This window comes from Eubacterium ramulus (assembly GCF_045002895.1).
Lineage (GTDB): Bacteria > Bacillota > Clostridia > Lachnospirales > Lachnospiraceae > Eubacterium_I > Eubacterium_I ramulus.
In genome coordinates, this window is sequence record NZ_CP173382.1 from 2,261,935 (window position 1) to 2,283,599 (window position 21,665).

Sequence of the window (21,665 nt, forward strand, 5' to 3'; positions counted from 1 at the left end):
AAAAATAAAATTTTTATCATATGATTTTCTCCTTGTGTTATTGAAAGATTGTGTGATTTGAACCCGCTATGTTCTCAATCACTTAATGATATATTTTGTTCCTCTGCCTTTTCCTTCAACTGCAATCACACCCTTTTTCTCCATAGCTTTCAGTAATTGTGTTGTTTTTGATTTGCCAAATGGGACATATGGTGCAATTTCACTTATTGGTTTCAGCATCGTCTTACTTAAAAATTTGTAAATCACTTTTTCGTCTTCGGTTAAATTGACATTCGTTTCAAATATCGGTAGTACAATTTTTATAGCATTTTCTGACACTTCAAATTCTGGTTTTATCAAACTCTCTGCATATAGTTGTTTGATTCGTGTAATTCCTGTTCCAAATATCTCTACTAATCCCAATCTGTAAAATACATTTGCAAGATTTCTATTTCTTAAAATAGATAGTTTACCTGATAAATATTCTTCTGCCGTTATTCCAGCCGGCAATCCACCAGGAGACACCACTTCTATTCTATCATCAAACATAGAAACTCTGATGTGTGAATTAATATCCCATACCCTATGAATCAAAGCATTTGCAATTGCTTCTCTGAAAGCTGCTTCCGGTATTTTCTCTACCATCTTTCTGTCAGCCCCCTGTATTACTTCATATTGGTAATAATCTCTAAATACAGCAAGTGCTTTTTCATATATTTCTAAAACCGATATATGTTCAAACGTTACTCTTTTTTGAATAATACTGATATTCTCACCGAACTTAACAATATCAATTCCTGAAAAATGATTTTTATCTGCCAAAAGTCCCGCTGCATTATTATAACCATTTATATTGTCATACAGGTTCAATGTCTTTAAAGTATCTTGATTGAAAGTTTCAATGTAAATATTTTCTTTCAGTTTACACTGTAAAATTTCAAAAGATAGCTCCTGCTCTTTACAAGGTAATTCTTCGAAGCTAATATTTTTTCCATCTAATACAAGCCTTGAAAATTCCAATGTATCTACCTCTATCGTTGCTGTATCATTTCGTTTGTATGCTTTTGATTTATATAAATACGGTTTTTGAAGACCACTTTTTACAGTAAGTTTTATCGTCTGGTCATTGTTCTGTATTTCAAGTGTATAGTTTGGTTGAGGTAATATACTGTCATTGATTTTATTTTCGATATCCAGACAGGCCTGTTTTACATCTGGCAATCCTTTCACTTTTCCATTATCATCAACCCCAAAAAGAATTGTTCCACCATTGTAATTCGAAAAGGCACTAACTGTTTTCAAAAAAGTATTCGTAATCGTTTCCTTGAATTCTAATATTCTTGTTTCACGCATAGTAATCGTTCCCTTTCCAACCATAATGATTATATTATATGCAAAAATGCGCCAAAAATCAATCGTATTTTTTTACGATTGATTTTTTAATTGATTTTGAGTGTAGTATTATTTTTTGACCAACTGAATTATGACAACTTTTTTAATTATTCCGATTCGATCTTCCAAAGGTATAAATAAGGTGTAAATTATTTGTTTCTATCTAGAAAATCCTACAAAATCAAGTCTTTCTCGCCATACTTTAAACGTTGCTGCAACGTGTTTTGCCCCAGATTCTGGTTCCAATATAAATCTCATCCCGGACAATTGCCGCTACTGTCGTAGCACTCCAGTGTTTCTTTTTGATCGTGTCAAACCTCTGGAACTGCACCTGATCCCCTCTTGATAATTTCTGCTCATCACAAGTGGCAATCGCCTGTCTGTTCAATTCCCTTGTAATATCTGCAAAACTTGTTCCCTCTACTGCCATCTGAAAAATCATTTTCACAACTTTTGCAGCTTCCGGATCAACTTCCAGCCTTTCATCTCTTTATTGTATTCAGTTATCTATGCCTTGCCATCTGTGAAAATCTCAAATACAAGTCCATTCGTGGTGGCACAAAAATGATTTCCGGACAAATCTGTTTTGCCTGCCATAATGCCATTCCGGTCTTTACACCTTTTTGCTTTGCAATATAATTTGCTGTCAACACAATTCCATGCCTGGCTTCCGGATCACCGCCAACTGCAAGGGGCATTCCGGCAAATTCCGGATGATGCAGCATTTCCACACTTGCATAAAATGAATTCATATCGCTGTGAAGAATTGTCCTGTCTCCCATTAACTCCACCACCTTCTCTCTGTTTTGTTAATTGTCTTATCAATTTCTGTATGCTTAGTATATATCTCCGCATTGGAGATAGTTAAGCGACATCTTGGTCGTATTATCTCCGATATGGAGATTTTTCTTGGTTTTTGATTTTATTCGGGTTATAATGCATATAGAAAAATCAAAAAGAAATGAGGCGAACATATGCGTGCTTTCGGAGAAGTACTAGTAGAAAACAAAAAAAGAAAGCTCCAATGTAGGTCATCTTGCACCCGAGAAGACTTTCTAGAGACCATGGATGTAGTCGGAAAAGTGGGATATGACAGCGCATTTACCTTTATTTATTCCAAAAGAAGCGGAACACCTGCAGCGGCAAAAGAGAATCAGGTGCCGGAAGAGGTTGTAAAAGATCGTTTTGACCGTCTTTTAGCGCAGGTGCAGGAAATTGCACGAGAACGTTCTTCCCGTTTTGAGGAAAGGGTACAGGAAGTATTTCAGTAGTAAAATACTGGCTAAAAGCAGACAGTATTTGGAGAGTACCGTTTAGACATCAGGAGGTAACATAATGGGTAAGAACACGACAAATGATATGACGCAGGGAAACTGCATGCGTTTACTGGTACAGTTTTTTCTGCCGATCCTGGCAGGAAATCTGTTTCAGCAGTTATACAGCTTTGCAGACTCTATGGTGGTGGGAAAAGGAATTGGCGATACGGCACTTGCAGCAGTCGGAAATACCAGTTCCGTACATTTTCTGATCATTGGTTTCGCAATTGGGCTGACAGGAGGATTGGGAATCTGTATTTCTCAGTCTTTTGGAAGTGGCAATTATGAAAAACTTCGTAAGGAGCTGGCAATGTCTGTCTGGATCTGTCTGGCTATTGGGATTGTGATCACAGTGGTAAGTCTGGCCTTCATGCGGCAATTATTTACATTTCTCCATACACCGGAAGATCTGATGACGGAAACACTGCAATATTTCGGAACAATTCTTGCGGGAACCACCATTACAATTTTTAATAATTTTGCCATGACACTTCTGCGTTCCGTCGGAAACAGCCGGGTGCCTCTGGTTGCAATGATAATTTCCGCCATTGCTAATGTTCTGATGGATCTGTTATTCGTTTTTCCGCTGCATATGGGTGTTTTTGGCGCAGCGTTAGCCACTGTTCTGGCACAGGTTCTGTCTGCGCTTTACTGCTGTTACTACATAGGAAGGGAAAAAAATCTGATCCCGAAAAAAACGGACTGGAAACCACAGAGTGTAATCATCAAAAGACTGACATTGAAAGGTCTGCCTGTTGCCGTTATGAATTCTGTCACTGCAGTGGGTGGAATGGTATTGCAGACATTTGTCAACAATATGGGAACAAGCTATGTGGCTGCCTATGCGGCATGCACCAAGATCCTCAGTCTTTTTGAACAGCCGGCAAATACAGTGGGCCTGGCACTTCTTACTTTTGTGGGACAGAATTATGGTGCCGGAAAAAAGGAGCGGATACGTACCGGTATCCGGGAAGGAGTTATCCTGACGATCCTGATAAATATTCCACTGGCTTTGATGTTGCTGTGTATTCCTGAGTTTCTGACTTCTTTCATGTTGAATGATACGTCGATTATTTCTTACACAAGAGATTTTCTGGCGGTTACAGGCATCTGTCTGTTTCCTCTGGGATGGCTGTTTGTGTTCCGCAACGGGTGTCAGGGCATGGGACATACGTTTGTTCCGATGCTTTCAGGAGTCCTGGAAGTGTCTCTTCGAGTGGTCATGGTAAAGCTGCTGACTCCATATCTGGCTTTTCGTGGTGTTGCTCTGGCAGAAGTATCTGCCTGGATCGGCGCCTGGATCATGTTGATGATCACTTACTGGATCTATCAGGAAAGAACGGATTCTTTTCGGTAAGTCTGAGGAGAACATCCTACCTTGGTGCGAAACTGTCGATTGAAATTTGAAAGGTTATGAAATCCGGTATCGAAAGCAATGTCGGAGATACTGCGATCCGTATTGCACAGAAGGTCGCATGCTGATCGGATACGTACCTGATTCAGATATTCAAGTACCTCACTGTTTAATAAGATTTTGGTAGTGTAAATTATTCTGTGTAAACCTCTCAGATTGATGATAAAATCATAGATTTATAGAATACAAAAATATAATGTAATGGGCTGAATGGCATACTTTGCTGTTCAGCCTGTTGTTTATTTAGTAGCATGGATTCTATTGCATGTCAAGGGCGCCCGAGAAAATCGGGCGTTTATTTACCCTTGATATGCGATTGAATCTGTGCTTAATCGATATCCTCTGGCTGGATCCGATCCCCAAAATAGATGCATAACTGATCCAGTGTCAGACCCCAGTCCCAAGCCTTTCCGGTCCATTTTTTTGTGGCATCCATCATTGCCAGATAGAGCATCTTGAAAAGTGCATCATCGGTCGGAAAAATAGTCTTGGATTTCGTAACCTTGCGTAGCTGGCGGTTAAAATTTTCGATGGAATTTGTAGTGTATATTAATTTACGTATCTCAGATGGATATTTAAAATATGTGGATAATTGTGTCCAGTTATTTCTCCAGGATCCAATGGAAGCAGGGTATTTTTTGCCCCATTTTTCTTCCAGATCTTCCAAGGCTGTGAGTGCAAGATCTTCTGTATCAGCTTTGTAAACCAGCTTTAAATCCGCCATAAATGGTTTTAAATCTTTGTAAGAGATAAATTTTGTAGAATAACGAATCTGATGCACAATACACCTTTGGATCTCCGCCTGTGGGAATACTGCATGAATCGCATCCCCGAATCCGGTCAATCCATCCACAGATACGATCATGATATCCTCTACACCTCGGTTTTTTATCTCGTTGAGGACGGACAACCAGTATTTTGCACTTTCATTTCCTCCTACCCACATGCCGAGGACCTCACGTTTTCCGTTCAGTTTAACACCTATAGCAACGTAAACTGCCTTTTTTACCGTTCGATTGTCCTCCCGAACATGGAAATGTACCGCATCCATAAAAACAATGGCATATTTTCTTTCCAGCGGCCGGTTTTGCCATTCTTTTGCGATAGGAAGGATCCGATCTGTCATATGTGATATCATTTCTGCGGATGCATCCACACCATAAACATCTTTGAGATGAGCGGAGATATCTCTTGTCGTCATTCCTTTTGCATACATAGAAAGTACCTGATCTTCAATGTTTGAGATATCTGTCTGATTCTTTTTCACAATCTGCGGTTCAAACTCTCCCTTTCGATCTCGTGGTATATCCAGATCGATCGTTCCCATTGAAGAGGTGACAGTTTTAGGACTATAACCATTACGGCTATCGTCTGTCTCTTTGTTCTTGTAGTCATACTTGGAATATCCAAGGTGATCATCCATTTCAGCTTCTAACATACCTTGCAGCGTTTCGCCTAACAGGTCTTTCAGCATGTCCTGGATATCCTGAGCATCCTTTGGTTGATAGTGTTCCAACAAGCTGTTGATGAACGCTTTGCGTTCTGGATCCATTTTTCTTCTTCGTGCCATAAAAAAATCCTCCTGAATTGATATTTATTTTAACATCAATCCAAGAGGATATATAGCTCTTTTAGAGTTTACACAGAATTAATTACAGTCTCAAGATTTTTTACTAACCGTCCAAAGTCAGTAATCTTATTTTACTCTGAGGTATTTTTTTCTCAACCTTCTTTCTCGGAATTCCTTATATTTGAATTATACAAGAAGCTCCTCTTACCCCAGTGCCACATCCAGGATCATCATCAAACTAAATCCAAGTGAAAAGAAAAGCGTACCGATATTCGAGTTCTGTCCTTGAGACATTTCCGGAATTAGTTCTTCAACCACGACATATAACATGGCTCCTGCTGCAAAACTCAGTAAATATGGTAATGCCGGAATTACCAGCTGTGCAGCAAGAATCGTCAATACTGCTCCAATCGGTTCAACCACTCCTGAGAGTACACCTCCCAGAAATGCCTTTCTCTTACTTTCACCCTCTGCCCTAAGCGGCATGGATATAATCGCTCCTTCTGGAAAATTCTGGATAGCAATTCCAAGTGATAAAGCAAGTGCACTTGTTGCTGTAATCTGTGCATTTTCAGAAAGAAAACCTGCATACATTACACCAACCGCCATGCCTTCAGGGATGTTATGTAATGTAACTGCCAACACCATCATCGTAGTACGACCAAATTTGCTTTTCGGTCCCTCTGCCTGATCACATCCAACATGAAGATGCGGTATCAAATGATCAAGTGCAAGTAAAAACAATATACCAATCCAGAAGCCAACAACTGCCGGAATAAATGATAAAGTTTTCATATTCTCAGATTGTTTAATTGCCGGAATCAGAAGACTCCAGATTGAAGCAGCAACCATTATACCTGCAGCAAACCCTGCAAGTGCACGTTGCACTGACTTGCTAAGTGTTTTTTTCATACAAAACACGCATGTCGCACCTAGCGTTGTTCCAACAAATGGAATCAGTATACCTTCAAAAACATTTATTAGCATTTTATTTTCCTTCCATATATACTCGAAAAATTTATTGGCAAAAATATTAATGGTATTTAAGCTTGATTGCTGTGTTTTTGCTGTCAAAGGAAATACACCTTCTGGATACAGATCGCCGGACTCCATCGAAAATGAAGTACGGCAAGGTATTATCTATATACGATTTCTTCCAAAACCAGATTATTAAACATCATTTCTTTTCTAAGGCTATTGTTATGTCAAATATTAAACATCTCCCTGCAAATTGTTTTTCCACATGCTGTTTTAAAAATACTATGATAAGCTTTTAAAGCTGCTTCTTTCGATAAGCCATCCTCCATAATGTTTACCAGAAAATCAGCCTCTACCAATATCTGATAATCAATTTCATTAATATTATTATATGTATGATGATGTGCGATCAAATACTGAACACGATCAGAAATATCTTGCTCAACCCCCAATGTTTCAAGCAGCCTTTCTGCTATTGCAGGACCTTCTTGTTCCTGTAATTTTCCATTACAATTTCCATATTTTTCTTCACAGAAATGAATTCCAATATCGTGTGTCAAAGCTGCCGCTTCAATGGTAAACAAACATTTCTTATCTACCTTTTCCGTTTCCGCTATCAATTTTGCATAGCTATGCACCTTACAAAAATGTTGAATTCTCTTTGCGTCCCCTTTATATAATTGAATCATTGCCAAATGTATTTTATTTATCATTTAAAGTTTCCTCCTGCACATATAATAGCCTTCTAATTAATTTTGTCTTTTCCGCAATATATATCACATTCCTATTTTTGGATTCGCATCAAATCCGCATCATTAGAAACAGTTAATTCAAAATGATTTCGATTTGTTTTTATAAAGCCCTCTTTTTGTAACTTTGATATCTCCGTAGACATTGCTGCACGATCAATACAAAGGTAATCTGCCAGCTGCTGCCGGTCAAAAGGAATATCAAAAGATAACGACGAATGTTTGATAGATTCTGCTGACAGATATGATAATAATTTATCTCTTGTTGTTCGCTTCCCAACATGCGTGATTTTATCGTTCAGGATCAATATTTTATTTGCCAGGACACTGACCAGATTACGAATTAACTTCTGATGATGCTCACATGCAGTTGGACAAGTAACCAGAAGTCTCTGGATATTAAACAAAATAATCTCACAATCCTCATTTGCCACCACACTGATATTTAAAACCGCTCCCGGGCTTGCTGCATATGGTTCTCCAAAAAAATCACCGGCGTGACATTTTGCCAAAATATTCCGATGTCCCCAGAGATCTTCCTGCATAACAAGGACACAGCCTGACACCACAAGTCCCATTACCTCGGTAGAATCTCCTGCTCTGAAAATATATGAATCTCGTTTTTTTAAAATTACTGTTGCATTTACACAATGCAATATAGATAATATCTCGTTATCAGTAAGACCTTTAAAAAATGGACTGTTTCTTAGAATAGGTAAATATTTTTCCAAAATCGTTCCTCCCTGTTGGAAATCAAACATACAAGTTGTATTTATCATACTATAATTCTAACAGAAACAAAAGTTAAATGCTATTGATGGAGGAAAAAAATGATAAGAAAGATTATCAGAATTGATAAAGAAAAATGTAACGGCTGCGGTGCCTGCGCAGATGCCTGCCACGAAGGTGCTATTGATATCATTGACGGGAAAGCAGAATTGGTGAGAGAACATTTCTGTGACGGACTGGGTGATTGCCTCCCGGAATGTCCCACAGGTGCCATTTCTTTTGAAGAAAGAGAAGCCCCTGAATATGATGAAGAAGCCGTGAAAGAAGCACTGAAAAAAATATTTGCCAAAAAACAGGCAATCTCCTCTCACGCCGGCTGTCCGGGATCTAAAATCATGCAGATTCAGCGAAGAGAAACACCTGATCCTGTAAAACCATCTTCAACCGCAGATTCCGTATCAAAGCTTCAGAACTGGCCGGTACAGATTAAACTGGCTCCTGTTCATGCACCATATTTTAACGGCGCAAAGCTATTAATCGCAGCCGATTGTACTGCTTACGCTTATGCCAGCTTTCATCAGGATTTTATTCGAAATAAAGTAACTTTAATTGGTTGTCCAAAATTAGATCAGGTGGATTATAGTGAGAAACTGACCGAGATTATTCAAAATAATAACATTCAAAGTGTGACAATTGTAAGAATGGAAGTTCCTTGCTGTGGCGGACTGGAGATGGCTGCAAAAAAAGCGCTGCAAAACAGTGGAAAATTCATACCATGGCAGGTTGTAACAATAAGTATTGATGGAAAAATCATGGACTGACGTAGAATATAATGTTACAGTTCACTCATCATATGTATTCAAATATTGATCATGCTTGCATGAGGAAATATTTGAATACATAATGATGAAGGGAGCGCCTTTTTATGAGCAAAAGTAGTAGCGTAGCTACGGAGAAGTCCTGAAAGGACGTTTTGCGAATGGCGCGTGTGAACAGTAACAATACAATCATTAGAAATAGGTGCCAAAATTCAAGGAGGAAAACAACGTGAGAAAAAAACGGATTCGCGACTTTGGAATTGTACCCGGAAGAGTGAAAACAGGAAAAAGAAATGCGATTACGGATGTACCTGGTGTACTGGTAGGACACTGTACTGTGAACACGGAAGGAAATCATACCGGTGTGACCGTGATCGTCCCTGGACCGGGCAATGCATTTGCAAATCACTATACGGCTGCGGCCTATGTCCACAATGGATTTGGGAAAAGTGCCGGTCTGGTACAGGTAGAAGAGCTTGGAACCCTTGAAACACCGATTGCCCTTACAAATACATTAAATGTTGGAAAGGTTTGGGATGCACTTGTCGATATCGTGATCGAACAGTGCCAGAGCGATGGGCTGGAACCTATGAGCATCAATCCTGTCGTTGGTGAGTGCAATGATTGCCGGATCAACCAGATCCAGAAACGTGCAGTTGGTGAAAAAGAAGTTCGACAGGCTTTTGCAGCTGCTTCCGAGGAGTTTGAAGAAGGGGATGTAGGTGCCGGTGCCGGTACCATCTGCTATGGCATGAAGGGTGGAATCGGATCTGCATCACGTGTGATCTGTATCGGTGAAAAGGAATACACCATCGGCGTTCTGGTTCAGTCAAACTTTGGTGCAACCGAAGATTTTATACTGAATGGAGAAGCTGTCGGGCCAAAAATTCTGGAATGGAAGCAGGAAAAGGATGATATGGCTGCATCTGAAGAAGACAAGGGTTCCATCATGAGCATTCTGGCTACCGATCTCCCATTGACAAGCCGTCAGCTCAAACGGATTCTGAAAAGAACAGGGGTTGGCATTGCACGAACCGGCGGTTATACAGGACATGGAAGCGGAGAAGTCATGATCGGCTTTACAACAGCAAACCGGATCCCGTCCGGTTGCGAGGAGGAACTCCTTCAACTATCAGCAATTCCGGAGCATGTGATCAACCGGGCTTTTCTCGCTGCAGCAGAAGCCGAACAGGAAGCGATTTTAAATTCCATGACGGCTGCAAAACCAACACGTGGAAGAGATGGAGAGCTGTATTACAGCCTTGCAGAATACCTTAACGACAGGAACGCCTAAACCTCAAATATACAAAATCTTCAGAATAAATTGAACTAATTATTCTCCCCCCTCACAGAAACCGATTCTACCTTTTTGTCCGCATATCCTAATGCCCTTGAAGCTATTTTGGGGCAAAATGTCAGGCTTTTGTGTATTGCAAAAACCGCCCAGCGATCATTTCTGATCGTTGAGCGGTTCTTTCATTATTTATGGGGTAAAGCTTTTGCTGATTTACTTAGAAAACAACCTTACCATTTACTACGGTATAGTAAGCTGAGTTGTACTCAACAGCACCTGTAAAGTCAAAGTTTACTTTTCCTCCGTCAATCTTCCACCAGCCATACTCATTTGCAGCAAGACTGTTGTAGTTGAAGTTAATCTTACCACCTTCTACATACCACCAACCGTACTCGTTCTGAGCAAGTCCTGTGTAGTTGAAGTTGATCTGACCGTTCTGTACATACCACCAGCCATACTCATTTGCTACGAGTCCTGTGTAACCGAAGTTGATCTGACCGTTCTGTACATACCACCAGCCATACTGGTTCTGTACAAGTCCGTTGTGTGTGAAATCAACTTTACCGTTTTCTACATACCACCAGCCGTACTCATTCTGAGCAAGTCCGGAGATACCGTAAGCAATTTCACCCTCAAGGTAGTAGTACCATGTACCATCTTCTGCCTGAGCAAGTCCTGTGTATGCAGGAGTCTCATCCGGCTGATCAGATACTGTAATGTTCTCGTATGTTTTGCCGGCTTCCAGTTTGATTGCTTTGCCGTTTGCATCTTTTGCGGAACCGTATGTTACAGTTGCGCCGTCTGCAATGGTCAGTTTTGTGATGATAGAGGTACCATCAGCTACCCATGTACCACCTTTTTCTACGTTTACAACTACATCGTTGCCGCCGTTGTAGTAAGGTGTGTTCATTACATGACCGATCTGGTTGTAATCAGCTTCTTTGATCGATGTGTTCTGTGTCTTGCCGCCATCCGTTGTATGTTTGATGGTTGTAGCACTGATTGCACCTGTTACGGAAGCGCCATCCTCGATGTTAACCGTCAGCTTGTTCGCTGCTCCGTAGTAACCGGATCCGTTGTAAATATTACCCTGCAGATCTTTATCTGCGATGTTTAATACAGAAGTATTTGTTCTCTCAGATTTGTTTGCCTCACTCATCCAGCCTTCTGCCTCAGAATACTCAGCATCGCTGAATACAGGACCTGCATATCCTTCCGGGAAGGAAATACCTTTTGCTGCTGCATCTTCGTTATCGATGATCTGGTAAACAACACCGTTCTCTGTTCCGTTGAGTTCTTTCTCTGCCTGAGCATTTACATCTGTTGCTGCATTTACAGTAACGTCTGCACCAAGATTTACCGTAGAGTCTGCGCTCTTAATCAGGAATGCTGCTGATTTTGTATTCATTGTTGTAGCATCGTTTACATTAACAGTAGCCTGCCCCCAGATATCTACACCGAAGTTTTCGGAATTGATAACGGTTTCTCTTGTCTCAGATGCTGTTACTTTATTGTAATCGATGATGGACTGTGTATTGTCTTTCCATACAGCTTTCTGTGTTGTGATCTCCTGCCCTTTTGTTGTAGCACCCATTGTGATAGTATTGTTATCGCCGTTTGCTGCGATGGTCAGGTAAGTAGGTACGTCAAAGGTTGATCCAAGGAAATATTCCTGGGCGTTACCGATTGCATATGTACCGTATCCACTTGCATCCTTGGATGTAGTATCCATAGTGATGTTACTGTTAATTGCATACAGATATGGATTGCTTCCGGAGTCTGTGGATAATGTGCCCCAGCTCTTAGCATATACATCAGAATCCTGAACGATCATAGTAGATCCTTTACCAAGCATATTGGTTGCACGGGAGTTTCCTACAACACCAAGTACCCATGGCGGAGATACCATCTTAACTGTATCCGCTGTATTCTTAAATCCATCGTACAGTGTACCACCGTTTACAGAGATTTCCTGTGTTTTGGAATTGCCATCACCCTTGATGAGAACATCACCACCGTTATCTACTGCTACAGCCGGTCTTGCTACACCATAAGTTGTGATGGATCCTCCATTGGAAAGATCAATATCTGTCTTATAAGTTGCATTTGTATTGGTTGTTCCACCCATCTGGCCGTTTGCATCAGCACCACCGCCAGTTGTTACAGAATCACCGTAAATATTAACTGCAGTACCGTATCCAACGAAGTCGTTGACATCTGCACTACCGTCAGAGTTATTTTTGCCGTTTGCATTACCAACTACGATCACCGGATTATCCAGTGTTGCGTCTGCTTTGTTTACAACAACCGGGTTGAAGTTCTTTGATGTGGATGTTAATACCAGATCAGATAATGTGTTTCCTGTTAATTTACCACCAACACCCGCTGTTCCGATTGCAGCACCGCTGTTCTCACCGATCTGGATACCTGTACGATAATCTGTGTAGGTATAGTTGCTGTTCCATACAGAACCGTAGCCTTCTTTATGGGATAATGTGTAAACTTTTACTGCTTTTTTCGCTTTAACAGCTGTCTTTGCGTCGGAAAGTGAAAGTTCTTTATATCCGTTGCCGTCTTTCATTGTGAAAGTGATGTTGCTGTCATATGCGATCTTGCTTCCGTCTGCTGTTGTAATCAGATTGCTGTTGCTGATACTCTTTACAGTTGTTCCGCTTGTTGCTGCAGTTACTGTGATATTCTCATAAGTATTTCCTGCTTTCAGCTGAATTGCCTGTCCATCTGCGTCGACAGCTGTACCATATGCAACACTTGCACCATCTGCAATGGTCAGTTTTGTGATGATAGAGGTACCATCAGCTACCCATGTACCACCTTTTTCTACATTTACGATTACATCGTTAGAACCGTTGTAGGAAGGTTTATTCATTACATGACCAATCTGATCATAATCAGCTTCTTTGATCGATGTATTCTGCGTCTTACCACCATCTGTTGTATGTTTGATGGTTGTTGCACTGATCGCACCTGTTATAGATGCACCATTTTTAATGTTGACTGTCAGTTCCTGACCATCCCCATAGTAACCAGATCCATTGTAGATGTTACCTTTCAGATCATCGTCAGAGATATTTAATACAGATGTAGTTTTCTGAGCCGCTCCACCCGGTGCTCCATCCGGTGCTCCGCCTGGCTGTCCGTCCGGTGCTCCGCCTGGCTGTCCGTCCGGTGCTTCACCCATGTCTCCGCCTGGTGCTCCGCCCGGCTGCTGTCCACCCTGATCACCGGATGCTGTACTTGCTTCTAACCAGCCTTCTGCCTCAGAATACTCAGCGTCACTGAACACAGGTCCTGCATAGCCTTCCGGGAAGGAGATTCCGGCTGCTGCTGAATCTTCGTTATCAATGATCTGGTATACAACACCATAAGATGTTCCGTTTAATTTGCTCTCTGCTTTTGCATTTGCATCAATAGAAGCATCAATGGTTGCATCTTTGCTGATATTTACAACAGAAGATGCACTCTTGATCAGAAACGCTGCCGATGTTGTATGGAACTCTGTTGCATCATTTACATTAACAGTGGCCTGACCCCAGATATCTACACCAAAGTTCTCGGAGTTTACAACGGTTTCTCTTGTCTCAGATGCGGTAACTGTACCATAGTCAATGATAGACTGTACATTGTCTTTCCATACTGCTTTCTGTGTTGTGATTTTCTGACCTTTCTTTGTAGCACCCAGTGTGATGTTGTTGTTATCACCGTTTGCTGCAATCGTCAGGTAAGTCGGTACATTGAACGTAGATCCAAGGAAATATTCCTGTGCGTTACCAATTGCATATGTACCATAACCACTTGCATCATCCGATGTAGTATCCATGCTGATGTTACTGTTGATGGCATACAGGAACGGATTGCTTCCGGAATCTGTGGATAATGCACCCCAGCTCTTAGCATATACGTCTGCATCCTGAACTACCATCGTAGATCCTTTGCCAAGCATGTTGGTTGCACGGGAGTTTCCTACAACTCCAAGTACCCATGGCGGTGATACCATTTTTACAGTATCTGCTGTATTTTTAAATCCATCGTAAAGAGTACCGCCGTTTACGGAGATTTCCTGTGTCTTGTCGTTTCCATCACCTTTGATGATAACGTCACCACCATTGTCTACCGCTACTGCCGGTCTCGCTACACCATAAGTTGTAATGGAGCCGCCCTCTGTCATATCAATGATTGTTTTATATGTAGCATTTGTCTCTGTCGTTCCACCCATCTGGCCGTTTGCATCAGCACCACCGCCTGTTGTTACAGAATCACCGTAAATATTAACGGCTGTACCATAACCTACGAAGTCATTAATGTCATTTCTTCCCTCAGAATTATCCTTGCCATCTGCATTACCTGCAACAATGGTTGCTCCTTTGATGGTTGCGTCAGATTTGTTGACTACGATCGGGTTAAAGTTTTTCGATGTGGAAACAAGGTTGAAATCCTCCAGCAATGTTCCTGTTAATTTACCACCAACGCCTTCGGTTCCGATTGCCACGTCACTGTCCTCACCGATCTGAACACCGGTACGGTAGTTTGTGTAATCATAACTCTCTGACCATACAGAACCATAGCCTTCTGCATGAGCTTTGGTGTAAACTTTTACTTCCTGTCCGTCCTTTACAGCAGTTTTTGCATCAGCAAGTGAAAGTTCGGAGTAACTTCCATCACTGTTTTTGGTTGTGAACGTTACACTGCTATCATAAGTTAATGACTTTCCATCATAAGTTTTGATGGTATTCTTACCAATGTAAGTTACACTGTTTGCAGCTTTTCCATCTGCGGCAAATGCCTGCGTTGACACTGCCGGAGCTGCCAGCATAATCGCCATTGCTACCGCGCTGACTGCGGATACTGCTTTTCGCATGAATTTTTTCATACTTCTGCTTTTCATATTTTCCTCCTCCACTTCTCTAGTGATTAACTGGTGCATTCATCATACATGTTATAGAACGAGTAGACAATGAAACTTTTTGGGATAAAAGTACCATTTTTTGTGTTTTTTCACATTTTAAACACATGTTTTATCCTTTTGTTTCTTTTCTAAATAGTTTGTCTACCCGTTCTTCCATTTACAAATCCATCGGAATCAGTGTCGCGATTGTCGTGCCATCTCCGGACAATTCCAGATTTCCGCCATTTTCTGCATATTCATAGCTGAATTCACGTTCAAAGGCATTTAAAGTCACTTTGTTTCCATCCAGGCTATAATTTTCTTCCAGAATCAGATAAAAACTTCCATCTGCATGAAACTCATAACGGTATACATCAGAACCATACACTGTATAAATCCCCTCAAACGGTTCCATTGCAGCAATCCCATCTGTTCCATCCATTAGATTCATTGCCACCTGCGTCTCTGCCTCTTTTCCGGAATAGGTGGTCCGGATCATCAGCTGACCATCTTCTTCATCAATAATGTAATTCGTAGGATTCTCCTGCACATCAAATTGCATGGATATCATATCCTCATCCGTACCATCCGTGCTGGCATCATGGGAAAAAGAATAGGTTCCCTTCTGCACGTAATAACAGGTACCCTCACCGTCAAAATAATAAAAAACACCATCCGCATCCTTCAGTCGGTATCGCCCGTAAGGCTGCTCCAAGCTGCCGGCCGCCGCATTTGCTCTCGTCTCATAAGAAGCATCATGTATATAACCTTCTGCATCTGCTCCGGTCAGATCGTGAGAAGGTTCTTTCTCCTCTTCCTGATCCGCAGGTGCATCAGTTTGACTATTATCTGCTTTCTGTGTAGTCTCTGCAGGAGAAGATTCCTCCGCTGCTACAGAACTGTCTGCATGCTGATTTCCGTTTGAAGCACCGCATCCTGTCACACTCAATACCATGCTCAGTACCACTATACTGAGTACATATTTAAATTTACTCATTTCCCTGTTCCTCCTTTATTCGCATTCTGTTTTCAGATCCTTCTGCCCTAACCGTTTCTTCCGAAAATGTCATTCCAATTCCACTTCACCTGATGCCATTTTCTCACACTTCTCTCCTTCCCTAAAGGCAACTTTTTTAGAAAAAAGTACCATTTTTTTTGATATCTGCGCTGAGAAAAAGAAAAAATCGAATAGGAGGGGATTTAATAAATCCCCGACCTCTCACACCATCGTGCGTACCGTTCGGTTCACGCGGTTCAATCAACTTAACAAGTAACACTCCTTTCGGCGTAGTAATCTAACATTGAGACTAATCCAAATTGAGTTATCCCCACTTGCTTTTTTTACATAATACACGCCCCCTTCCTATCTTTTCTTTCTCTTTCATAACAAATCGCTTTGTATTCTTTATGTACTCGGCGAAGAATATAGGAAATTGTGAAAATATATGGAAAAATTTTCCAAAAAATTCAGTCGTTTCACATTTGATATTCCTTGTGGGAAAATGTGGAAAGTTTTGTGTAAAAACACGTTTTTCAGAAAAGAAAAAACCAGCAAACCCTTGAGTTTACTGGCTTTAAGTGAGCGTGCCGGGGCGCTAGAGGTCTGGGAGACCTCTGTTTAGCGCCGACCGAAGCGGAGCGTAGACCGAACCTTGGTTCGAACCTCGGCACAAAAAAAGAACGCTACTGCGTTCTTTAAGAGTGAGCGTGCCGGGGTTCGAACCCGGGACAACTTGATTAAAAGTCAAGTGCTCTACCAACTGAGCTACACACCCATATGAATTTATTGAACTGGGCTAGCTGGATTCGAACCAGCGAATGCAGCAGTCAAAGTGCTGTGCCTTACCGCTTGGCGATAGCCCATTATTTACAACCAAGCAGGAGTAATTTTAAGGTGGATAAAGGGATTCGAACCCTTGGCCTCCAGAGCCACAATCTGGCGCGCTAACCAACTGCGCTATACCCACCATGTCCAAATTTCTTTGGGTATCAGGCAAAACTCCTGACAATGTGCTCGAAGGGATTCGAACCCCCGACCCACGGCTTAGAAGGCCGTTGCTCTATCCAGCTGAGCTACGAACACACATTGTTATGAGATTTTTCATAACAGAGCGGGTGATGGGAATCGAACCCACGTATCCAGCTTGGAAGGCTGGTGTTCTACCATTGAACTACACCCGCATATAAGTCGGGGTGACAGGATTCGAACCTGCGACCTCCTGGTCCCAAACCAGGCGCTCTAGCCAAGCTGAGCCACACCCCGTATTTTTCTTTCGCATCCGCTTCTGTATTACCCGCGACGCAAGAATTATTATATGGCAAACATCGTATTTTGTCAACAACTTTTTTTATTTTTTTTAAAAAACTTTTTTCACACCCACAAAGCCTTTATTTTGCGGCTTTGCGGGTATTTTAGACATATAAAAATCAAAGTATTTCAAAAAAATTTACAAAACTCAAGTTAATAATTATCGTTTTTGACAGTATCTATGGACCAATATTATCTGCTATTCATCCAGATAACGGATCTCGAATGTCGGCTTTTTCCCGTTTTCTTTTTCCATAACAATATAAGAACGCTGCCGTCCTTTTTGTCGCGGATAAGACAGGCTTCCCGGATTCAGCAAGATAAGATCCTCATCTTCCTCTAACATCGGCCGATGAGTATGTCCAAACATCACTGCATCCACGCCCCGTTCAAGTCCCTCTTCCCAAATACGCTGATACCCCATGGATACACCATACATATGACCATGCGTGATCAATGCGCGGAAATCATCGATAAATACGATTTTTTCATCCGGCAGATCAGAAAAGAAGTCATTGTTTCCGGAAACAATATCAATCGGGCATTCTGCTAAATCAGCAATATAATCTTCGTATCCTTCTGCATCACCCAGATGGATCAGACGCTGAAACGGAAATTCCCGCTGGATAGCCTCCTCAATCCCTGCATGTCTTCCATGTGTATCACTCACAATCAAAACTTTCATATATGCTCCATTCTACAACTTTTGCTCAATCTATTCAAGAATGCCCTCGGCATTCTTGTTGCTCACCATCTGCAAAGGGGAGAGTCATCTCACATCTGATATATACTGCTTTAATTCCTCACGCATCGCCCGAAGAGCGTTACCACGATGACTTCTTGCATTTTTCTCTTCCGGTGATAATTCCGCTGTAGAGCAGTTCAGATCCGGTACATAAAAAATCGGATCATAGCCAAATCCATTTTCTCCCGCCGGTTTATCTCCGATATACCCTTCAATGGTTCCACGTACTACAATCGGCTCATGTCCCGGAACAACAGCTGCAATGGCACAGACAAAACGTGCGGTACGTTTTTCCCTCGGTACGCCTTGCAGGCGATCCAGAAGCATCTGATTCTTAATGTCATAAGAAGTATCTTCCCCTGCATAGCGAGCGGAATAGATGCCCGGCTCTTTGTTCAAATAATCAATCTCCAGTCCGGAATCATCCGCCAGTACAATATCATTGCACTGTGCTGCCACTGCTTTTGCTTTGATCAATGCATTTTCTTCAAAGGTTGTTCCATCTTCCACGATATCCAGATCAATGCCGGCTTCTTTCATAGAAAGGATTTCCCAGCCAAGATCTCCCAGAATTTCATGGATTTCACGTATCTTATTTTTATTTCCTGTTGCAAATATAATTCTCTGTTTCATTCTGCCTGTCCTTCTTTTCTGTCGTAACTTATGTATCATGCCGTGTTCATCCCTTTTTTCACACGCAAAAAAGCAATTATTTTCTACGCTTCCGGCCGTTTCTTCTTTGGCGGTTTCGGACCAATGTACTGATACAGATTTGTCCGCAGCATACCATTATAAATTTTCCGTTTCTTGTCTGCTTTCTTACCAATACAACGTTCCGTATCTTCATAAGAAGTAATCAGATATTCTGACCAGCTGTCCAGACCGGCAAATGCTTCCCCAATCTCACGATACAGCTTCGGCAGTGCTTCCTTTTCCTCTAAACGCTCGCCATAAGGCGGATTGGTAATGACAAAACCATATTTTTTCGGATTCTTCAATTCACTTACCGGACGCTGTTGAAAATGGATCAGATGATCCACACCGGCACGCTTTGCATTGTCACGGGCTGCACGGATAATCTCCCCGTCAATGTCATATCCCTGGATATTTGTCTCAATATCAGTAGTTACCAGCTCTTTTGCTTCCTCAAAGCTGTCATTCCACAGCTGCATCGGAACCAGATTGTTCCATGTCTGAGCCAGAAATGTCCGTGACATGCCCGGTGCGATATTTGCAGCGATCATCGCCGCCTCGATAGGAATCGTTCCACTTCCGCAAAACGGGTCCACCAGAATGCGGTCAGCTTTCCATGGTGTCAGCATGATCATAGCTGCTGCCAGTGTTTCTGTGATCGGTGCTTTGCTGCTCAACACACGATATCCACGCTTATGCAGAGATTCTCCGGAAGAATCAATTCCGATGGTCACTTCATCTTTATTCAAAAATACACGCAACGGGTAAGAAGAACCTGTCTCTTCAAACCAATTCACACCGTAGTGCTGCTTCAATCGTTCTACAATTGCTTTTTTTACAATAGACTGAATATCAGATGGACTAAACAGCTTGCTTTTTACGGAAGATGCCTTTGTCACCCAGAACTTTGCATCCACCGGCAGATAATTCTCCCATGGAATTGCTTTTACTGCTTCAAATAATTCATCAAAAGTCTCTGCATGGAACTCTCCAACCTTTAAAAGTACACGCTCCGTTGTCCGCAAATGAATATTTGCCCGGCAGATTGTCTCCATGTCACCTTCATATGTAACCCTGCCATCTTCTACTTTGACAATATCATATCCCAGATCATAAATTTCCCGTTTAAGAATTGCCTCCATACCGAAATGACAGGGCGAAATAAATTGCTGTAATTCCATCACTTTTCTCCTGCTATCTTTTGTTATTTGTAAATATTATAATCGTTTCTTATTTATGCTGTCAATATAACTCTTCTCCTCGTGTAATACTTTCCCCTTGTACAGTTGCAGTTCACACGCACGATACGCATCGATACCGCCTGCGACTGAACAGATCCGGTATCCACGTTTTACATACCGGCATCCTTCCTGAATGCTTGTATTACCATACTGGCAGTAAAAAATCACCAGTCTGCTTTTTGGAACCTGCTCCATAAATAATTCCAGTTCCTCCAATGGCACATTCTGTGCTTCCGGTATATGCCACTGGCGGTAAGCCTTTGGATTCCGCAGATCGACTAGCATGGCATTCCACCTGCGCCGATATTCACTGATTTCTTTCGAGCTGATCAGACATAATCCCATATCTCCTTTCCCCTTTCTATTTTTATGCTATAAAACTCGATTTATTTTCGTCAATGAACGAAAAAAAGGCAGACCGTCATGCAGCCCGCCTTTTCTCTGCTTTCTAACCGCCTTCGGTTATTTTATCATATGCCTTTTTTCAGCAGTTTGTACCTTGTCCTGACTAACGGCAGTTCCTGTTTGCATTAGAAGAATTCTTGCCACAGTTTTCGGAATAATTCGTACTGTTCTTGTTCTGAGATTTATTCTGAGCCTTATTCTGCCCCTTGTCAGTTGCCTTATCTGCCTCATTTTTGGCGTATCCATTTGTGTAGTCAGCATTTTTGTAATCATTTTCAGACATATATTTTTTTGCCATTGTATGATTCCTCCTGTTTTGTTTTTACAGGTGTAGTATGCTAACTTTTTCTTTTTCTATTCATGGAAAAATTTGCCTGAAATTTAAGTGAATTTCGCAGAAAAAGTTTGTTAAATTATTTGCAATTTCTTATCAAATGCTATATAATTCAAATTGAAAAGAATCTTCCCTTCAATATTCTTTTCAATTATACCCCTTATTAATTATTTATACTCCCCTTAAAATGACCAATGTTTCCCATTGGTCATTTTATTTTTCATTTTGTTATTTTATTAACAATTTTATTCCACGATATGCGAATATTGGGTAGAATTGTGAGAGTACGAAGTACGGAACAATTCGTATGGCATCTTTTGACCCCAACCTCATGACATTTCATCATATAAACCACCAGATATTTTTTTCGATTTTAATGCATGATTTCTGATATCAGAATAGAAATACCAAGAACTGCTCCTAAAATAATCAGTGTTCCGTACCATGTATTTAGTTTTAGTTTTCCAATCCGGACATCCCATCCTTCATTTTCGATAAATTCTGCATGAAATCCATGTTCCGGATTTTGTACATTGGCATTAATCTCATCTGCGGTCATATTCCCAATGTTTTCCCGCTGTTGCTGTCTTTCCAGCTTCTCATAATGTTCTACGATCATATCCGCAACTTTTTCCGGATCTCCAAGTTTGCGCATAACCTGTTCCATTGTCTTGCCGCCTGCCAGCTGTTCCTGAATATAATCCTCATAAATATGCATCTGATCCGTAATCTGCTCATCACTCAGCCGACCTTCCAGCTGCAGCTTCAAAATGTATAAAAAATCGTCCATATTTCTC

19 protein-coding genes, 6 tRNA genes and 2 pseudogenes are annotated in these 21,665 nt (G+C 41.3%); 5 read left to right on the plus strand and 22 right to left on the minus strand.

Annotation, left to right across the window (positions count from 1 at the left end; all coding sequences use genetic code 11):
- Positions 1–78: 78 nt before the first annotated feature.
- From ACIRUQ_RS10670 to ACIRUQ_RS10680, 3 genes and pseudogenes are all read right to left on the minus strand, one after another.
- Positions 79–1,356, minus strand: coding sequence for an ATP-binding protein (locus ACIRUQ_RS10670; RefSeq protein ID WP_021738963.1), 1,278 nt, complete (start codon positions 1,354–1,356; stop codon positions 79–81).
- Positions 1,357–1,573: 217 nt separating this feature from the next.
- Entirely contained in the window at positions 1,574–1,813 is a 240-nt protein-coding gene (locus tag ACIRUQ_RS10675; RefSeq protein WP_021738962.1) for a recombinase family protein, read from the minus strand.
- Between the two features lie 73 nt (positions 1,814–1,886).
- A pseudogene (locus tag ACIRUQ_RS10680) lies at positions 1,887–2,153 on the minus strand (DNA polymerase IV); the annotation flags it as partial.
- A gap of 258 nt (positions 2,154–2,411) precedes the next feature.
- Here ACIRUQ_RS10680 and ACIRUQ_RS10685 point away from each other — a divergent pair.
- Positions 2,412–2,633 (plus strand): annotated as a pseudogene (locus tag ACIRUQ_RS10685) (tRNA (N6-isopentenyl adenosine(37)-C2)-methylthiotransferase MiaB); the annotation flags it as partial.
- 73 nt (positions 2,634–2,706) lie between these two features.
- Positions 2,707–4,044 carry an MATE family efflux transporter gene (locus tag ACIRUQ_RS10690; protein WP_021738959.1) on the plus strand — a complete coding sequence of 446 codons (1,338 nt, stop codon included), beginning with the start codon at positions 2,707–2,709 and terminating at the stop codon, positions 4,042–4,044.
- Here ACIRUQ_RS10690 and ACIRUQ_RS10695 read toward each other — a convergent pair.
- From ACIRUQ_RS10695 to ACIRUQ_RS10715, 5 genes are all read right to left on the minus strand, one after another.
- Complete coding sequence (locus ACIRUQ_RS10695; RefSeq protein WP_082432937.1) at positions 4,017–4,277, minus strand: helix-turn-helix domain-containing protein; 261 nt, start codon at positions 4,275–4,277, stop codon at positions 4,017–4,019. The two genes, ACIRUQ_RS10690 and ACIRUQ_RS10695, sit on opposite strands and share 28 nt — an antisense overlap.
- A 152-nt stretch (positions 4,278–4,429) precedes the next feature.
- Positions 4,430–5,653: an IS256 family transposase gene (locus tag ACIRUQ_RS10700; RefSeq protein WP_404856553.1), complete on the minus strand. Its 1,224-nt coding sequence runs from the start codon at positions 5,651–5,653 to the stop codon at positions 4,430–4,432.
- A 222-nt stretch (positions 5,654–5,875) separates the two neighbouring features.
- Positions 5,876–6,658 (minus strand): ZIP family metal transporter, encoded by a 783-nt coding sequence (locus ACIRUQ_RS10705; RefSeq protein ID WP_044964764.1) that lies wholly within the window; start codon positions 6,656–6,658, stop codon positions 5,876–5,878.
- A 218-nt stretch (positions 6,659–6,876) separates the two neighbouring features.
- Positions 6,877–7,362, minus strand: a complete 486-nt coding sequence (locus ACIRUQ_RS10710) for an HD domain-containing protein (protein ID WP_021740459.1) — start codon at positions 7,360–7,362, stop codon at positions 6,877–6,879.
- A 71-nt stretch (positions 7,363–7,433) separates the two neighbouring features.
- The gene (locus tag ACIRUQ_RS10715; protein ID WP_404856488.1) at positions 7,434–7,976 is read right to left on the minus strand and encodes a Crp/Fnr family transcriptional regulator; all 543 of its coding nucleotides are present in this window, start codon (positions 7,974–7,976) and stop codon (positions 7,434–7,436) included.
- 252 nt (positions 7,977–8,228) lie between these two features.
- On the opposite strand from ACIRUQ_RS10715, the gene ACIRUQ_RS10720 reads away from it, so the two are divergent.
- Both ACIRUQ_RS10720 and ACIRUQ_RS10725 read left to right on the plus strand, forming a co-directional pair.
- Positions 8,229–8,948, plus strand: a complete 720-nt coding sequence (locus ACIRUQ_RS10720) for a 4Fe-4S binding protein (RefSeq protein WP_055290322.1) — start codon at positions 8,229–8,231, stop codon at positions 8,946–8,948.
- A gap of 226 nt (positions 8,949–9,174) precedes the next feature.
- Positions 9,175–10,239: a P1 family peptidase gene (locus tag ACIRUQ_RS10725; protein ID WP_044964725.1), complete on the plus strand. Its 1,065-nt coding sequence runs from the start codon at positions 9,175–9,177 to the stop codon at positions 10,237–10,239.
- Between the two features lie 217 nt (positions 10,240–10,456).
- On the opposite strand, the gene ACIRUQ_RS10730 is transcribed toward ACIRUQ_RS10725, so the two are convergent.
- Both ACIRUQ_RS10730 and ACIRUQ_RS10735 read right to left on the minus strand, forming a co-directional pair.
- Positions 10,457–15,142 (minus strand): hypothetical protein, encoded by a 4,686-nt coding sequence (locus tag ACIRUQ_RS10730; protein WP_055290321.1) that lies wholly within the window; start codon positions 15,140–15,142, stop codon positions 10,457–10,459.
- A 178-nt stretch (positions 15,143–15,320) separates the two neighbouring features.
- A complete protein-coding gene (locus ACIRUQ_RS10735) occupies positions 15,321–16,139 on the minus strand; it encodes a hypothetical protein (RefSeq protein ID WP_021740465.1) in 819 nt (272 codons plus the stop codon).
- Positions 16,140–16,587: 448 nt separating this feature from the next.
- On the opposite strand from ACIRUQ_RS10735, the gene ACIRUQ_RS10740 reads away from it, so the two are divergent.
- Complete coding sequence (locus ACIRUQ_RS10740; protein WP_021740467.1) at positions 16,588–16,764, plus strand: hypothetical protein; 177 nt, start codon at positions 16,588–16,590, stop codon at positions 16,762–16,764.
- Between the two features lie 80 nt (positions 16,765–16,844).
- On the opposite strand, the gene ACIRUQ_RS10745 is transcribed toward ACIRUQ_RS10740, so the two are convergent.
- From ACIRUQ_RS10745 to ACIRUQ_RS10800, 12 genes are all read right to left on the minus strand, one after another.
- Positions 16,845–16,917: transfer RNA gene (locus ACIRUQ_RS10745), tRNA-Lys, on the minus strand.
- Positions 16,918–16,933: 16 nt separating this feature from the next.
- Positions 16,934–17,005, minus strand: a tRNA-Gln gene (locus tag ACIRUQ_RS10750).
- Between the two features lie 30 nt (positions 17,006–17,035).
- Positions 17,036–17,109: transfer RNA gene (locus ACIRUQ_RS10755), tRNA-His, on the minus strand.
- A gap of 42 nt (positions 17,110–17,151) precedes the next feature.
- Positions 17,152–17,225: transfer RNA gene (locus ACIRUQ_RS10760), tRNA-Arg, on the minus strand.
- A 27-nt stretch (positions 17,226–17,252) separates the two neighbouring features.
- A tRNA-Gly gene (locus tag ACIRUQ_RS10765) sits at positions 17,253–17,323 on the minus strand.
- A gap of 7 nt (positions 17,324–17,330) precedes the next feature.
- A tRNA-Pro gene (locus tag ACIRUQ_RS10770) sits at positions 17,331–17,405 on the minus strand.
- A 244-nt stretch (positions 17,406–17,649) separates the two neighbouring features.
- Complete coding sequence (locus tag ACIRUQ_RS10775) at positions 17,650–18,135, minus strand: metallophosphoesterase (RefSeq protein WP_021740468.1); 486 nt, start codon at positions 18,133–18,135, stop codon at positions 17,650–17,652.
- Between the two features lie 84 nt (positions 18,136–18,219).
- The gene (locus ACIRUQ_RS10780; RefSeq protein ID WP_044964730.1) at positions 18,220–18,828 is read right to left on the minus strand and encodes an XTP/dITP diphosphatase; all 609 of its coding nucleotides are present in this window, start codon (positions 18,826–18,828) and stop codon (positions 18,220–18,222) included.
- Between the two features lie 83 nt (positions 18,829–18,911).
- Complete coding sequence (locus tag ACIRUQ_RS10785; RefSeq protein WP_021740470.1) at positions 18,912–20,069, minus strand: class I SAM-dependent RNA methyltransferase; 1,158 nt, start codon at positions 20,067–20,069, stop codon at positions 18,912–18,914.
- A gap of 36 nt (positions 20,070–20,105) precedes the next feature.
- Entirely contained in the window at positions 20,106–20,474 is a 369-nt protein-coding gene (locus tag ACIRUQ_RS10790) for a rhodanese-like domain-containing protein (RefSeq protein WP_021740471.1), read from the minus strand.
- A 163-nt stretch (positions 20,475–20,637) separates the two neighbouring features.
- Positions 20,638–20,832: a hypothetical protein gene (locus ACIRUQ_RS10795; protein WP_021740473.1), complete on the minus strand. Its 195-nt coding sequence runs from the start codon at positions 20,830–20,832 to the stop codon at positions 20,638–20,640.
- A gap of 409 nt (positions 20,833–21,241) precedes the next feature.
- Positions 21,242–21,658, minus strand: a complete 417-nt coding sequence (locus ACIRUQ_RS10800) for an HAAS signaling domain-containing protein (protein ID WP_021740474.1) — start codon at positions 21,656–21,658, stop codon at positions 21,242–21,244.
- Between the last annotated feature and the right edge of the window lie 7 nt (positions 21,659–21,665).

Bases quoted from the DNA above. Each gene is read 5' to 3' on its own strand.
- ACIRUQ_RS10670 (WP_021738963.1), bottom strand. From the start codon at position 1,356: ATGGTTGGAAAGGGAACGATTACTATGCGTGAAACAAGAATATTAGAA.
- ACIRUQ_RS10675 (WP_021738962.1), bottom strand. From the start codon at position 1,813: ATGATTTTTCAGATGGCAGTAGAGGGAACAAGTTTTGCAGATATTACA.
- ACIRUQ_RS10690 (WP_021738959.1), top strand. From the start codon at position 2,707: ATGGGTAAGAACACGACAAATGATATGACGCAGGGAAACTGCATGCGT.
- ACIRUQ_RS10700 (WP_404856553.1), bottom strand. From the start codon at position 5,653: ATGGATCCAGAACGCAAAGCGTTCATCAACAGCTTGTTGGAACACTAT.
- ACIRUQ_RS10705 (WP_044964764.1), bottom strand. From the start codon at position 6,658: ATGCTAATAAATGTTTTTGAAGGTATACTGATTCCATTTGTTGGAACA.
- ACIRUQ_RS10710 (WP_021740459.1), bottom strand. From the start codon at position 7,362: ATGATAAATAAAATACATTTGGCAATGATTCAATTATATAAAGGGGAC.
- ACIRUQ_RS10715 (WP_404856488.1), bottom strand. From the start codon at position 7,976: ATGGGACTTGTGGTGTCAGGCTGTGTCCTTGTTATGCAGGAAGATCTC.
- ACIRUQ_RS10720 (WP_055290322.1), top strand. From the start codon at position 8,229: ATGATAAGAAAGATTATCAGAATTGATAAAGAAAAATGTAACGGCTGC.
- ACIRUQ_RS10730 (WP_055290321.1), bottom strand. From the start codon at position 15,142: ATGAAAAGCAGAAGTATGAAAAAATTCATGCGAAAAGCAGTATCCGCA.
- ACIRUQ_RS10735 (WP_021740465.1), bottom strand. From the start codon at position 16,139: ATGAGTAAATTTAAATATGTACTCAGTATAGTGGTACTGAGCATGGTA.
- ACIRUQ_RS10740 (WP_021740467.1), top strand. From the start codon at position 16,588: ATGGAAAAATTTTCCAAAAAATTCAGTCGTTTCACATTTGATATTCCT.
- ACIRUQ_RS10775 (WP_021740468.1), bottom strand. From the start codon at position 18,135: ATGAAAGTTTTGATTGTGAGTGATACACATGGAAGACATGCAGGGATT.
- ACIRUQ_RS10780 (WP_044964730.1), bottom strand. From the start codon at position 18,828: ATGAAACAGAGAATTATATTTGCAACAGGAAATAAAAATAAGATACGT.
- ACIRUQ_RS10785 (WP_021740470.1), bottom strand. From the start codon at position 20,069: ATGGAATTACAGCAATTTATTTCGCCCTGTCATTTCGGTATGGAGGCA.
- ACIRUQ_RS10790 (WP_021740471.1), bottom strand. From the start codon at position 20,474: ATGGGATTATGTCTGATCAGCTCGAAAGAAATCAGTGAATATCGGCGC.
- ACIRUQ_RS10795 (WP_021740473.1), bottom strand. From the start codon at position 20,832: ATGGCAAAAAAATATATGTCTGAAAATGATTACAAAAATGCTGACTAC.
- ACIRUQ_RS10800 (WP_021740474.1), bottom strand. From the start codon at position 21,658: ATGGACGATTTTTTATACATTTTGAAGCTGCAGCTGGAAGGTCGGCTG.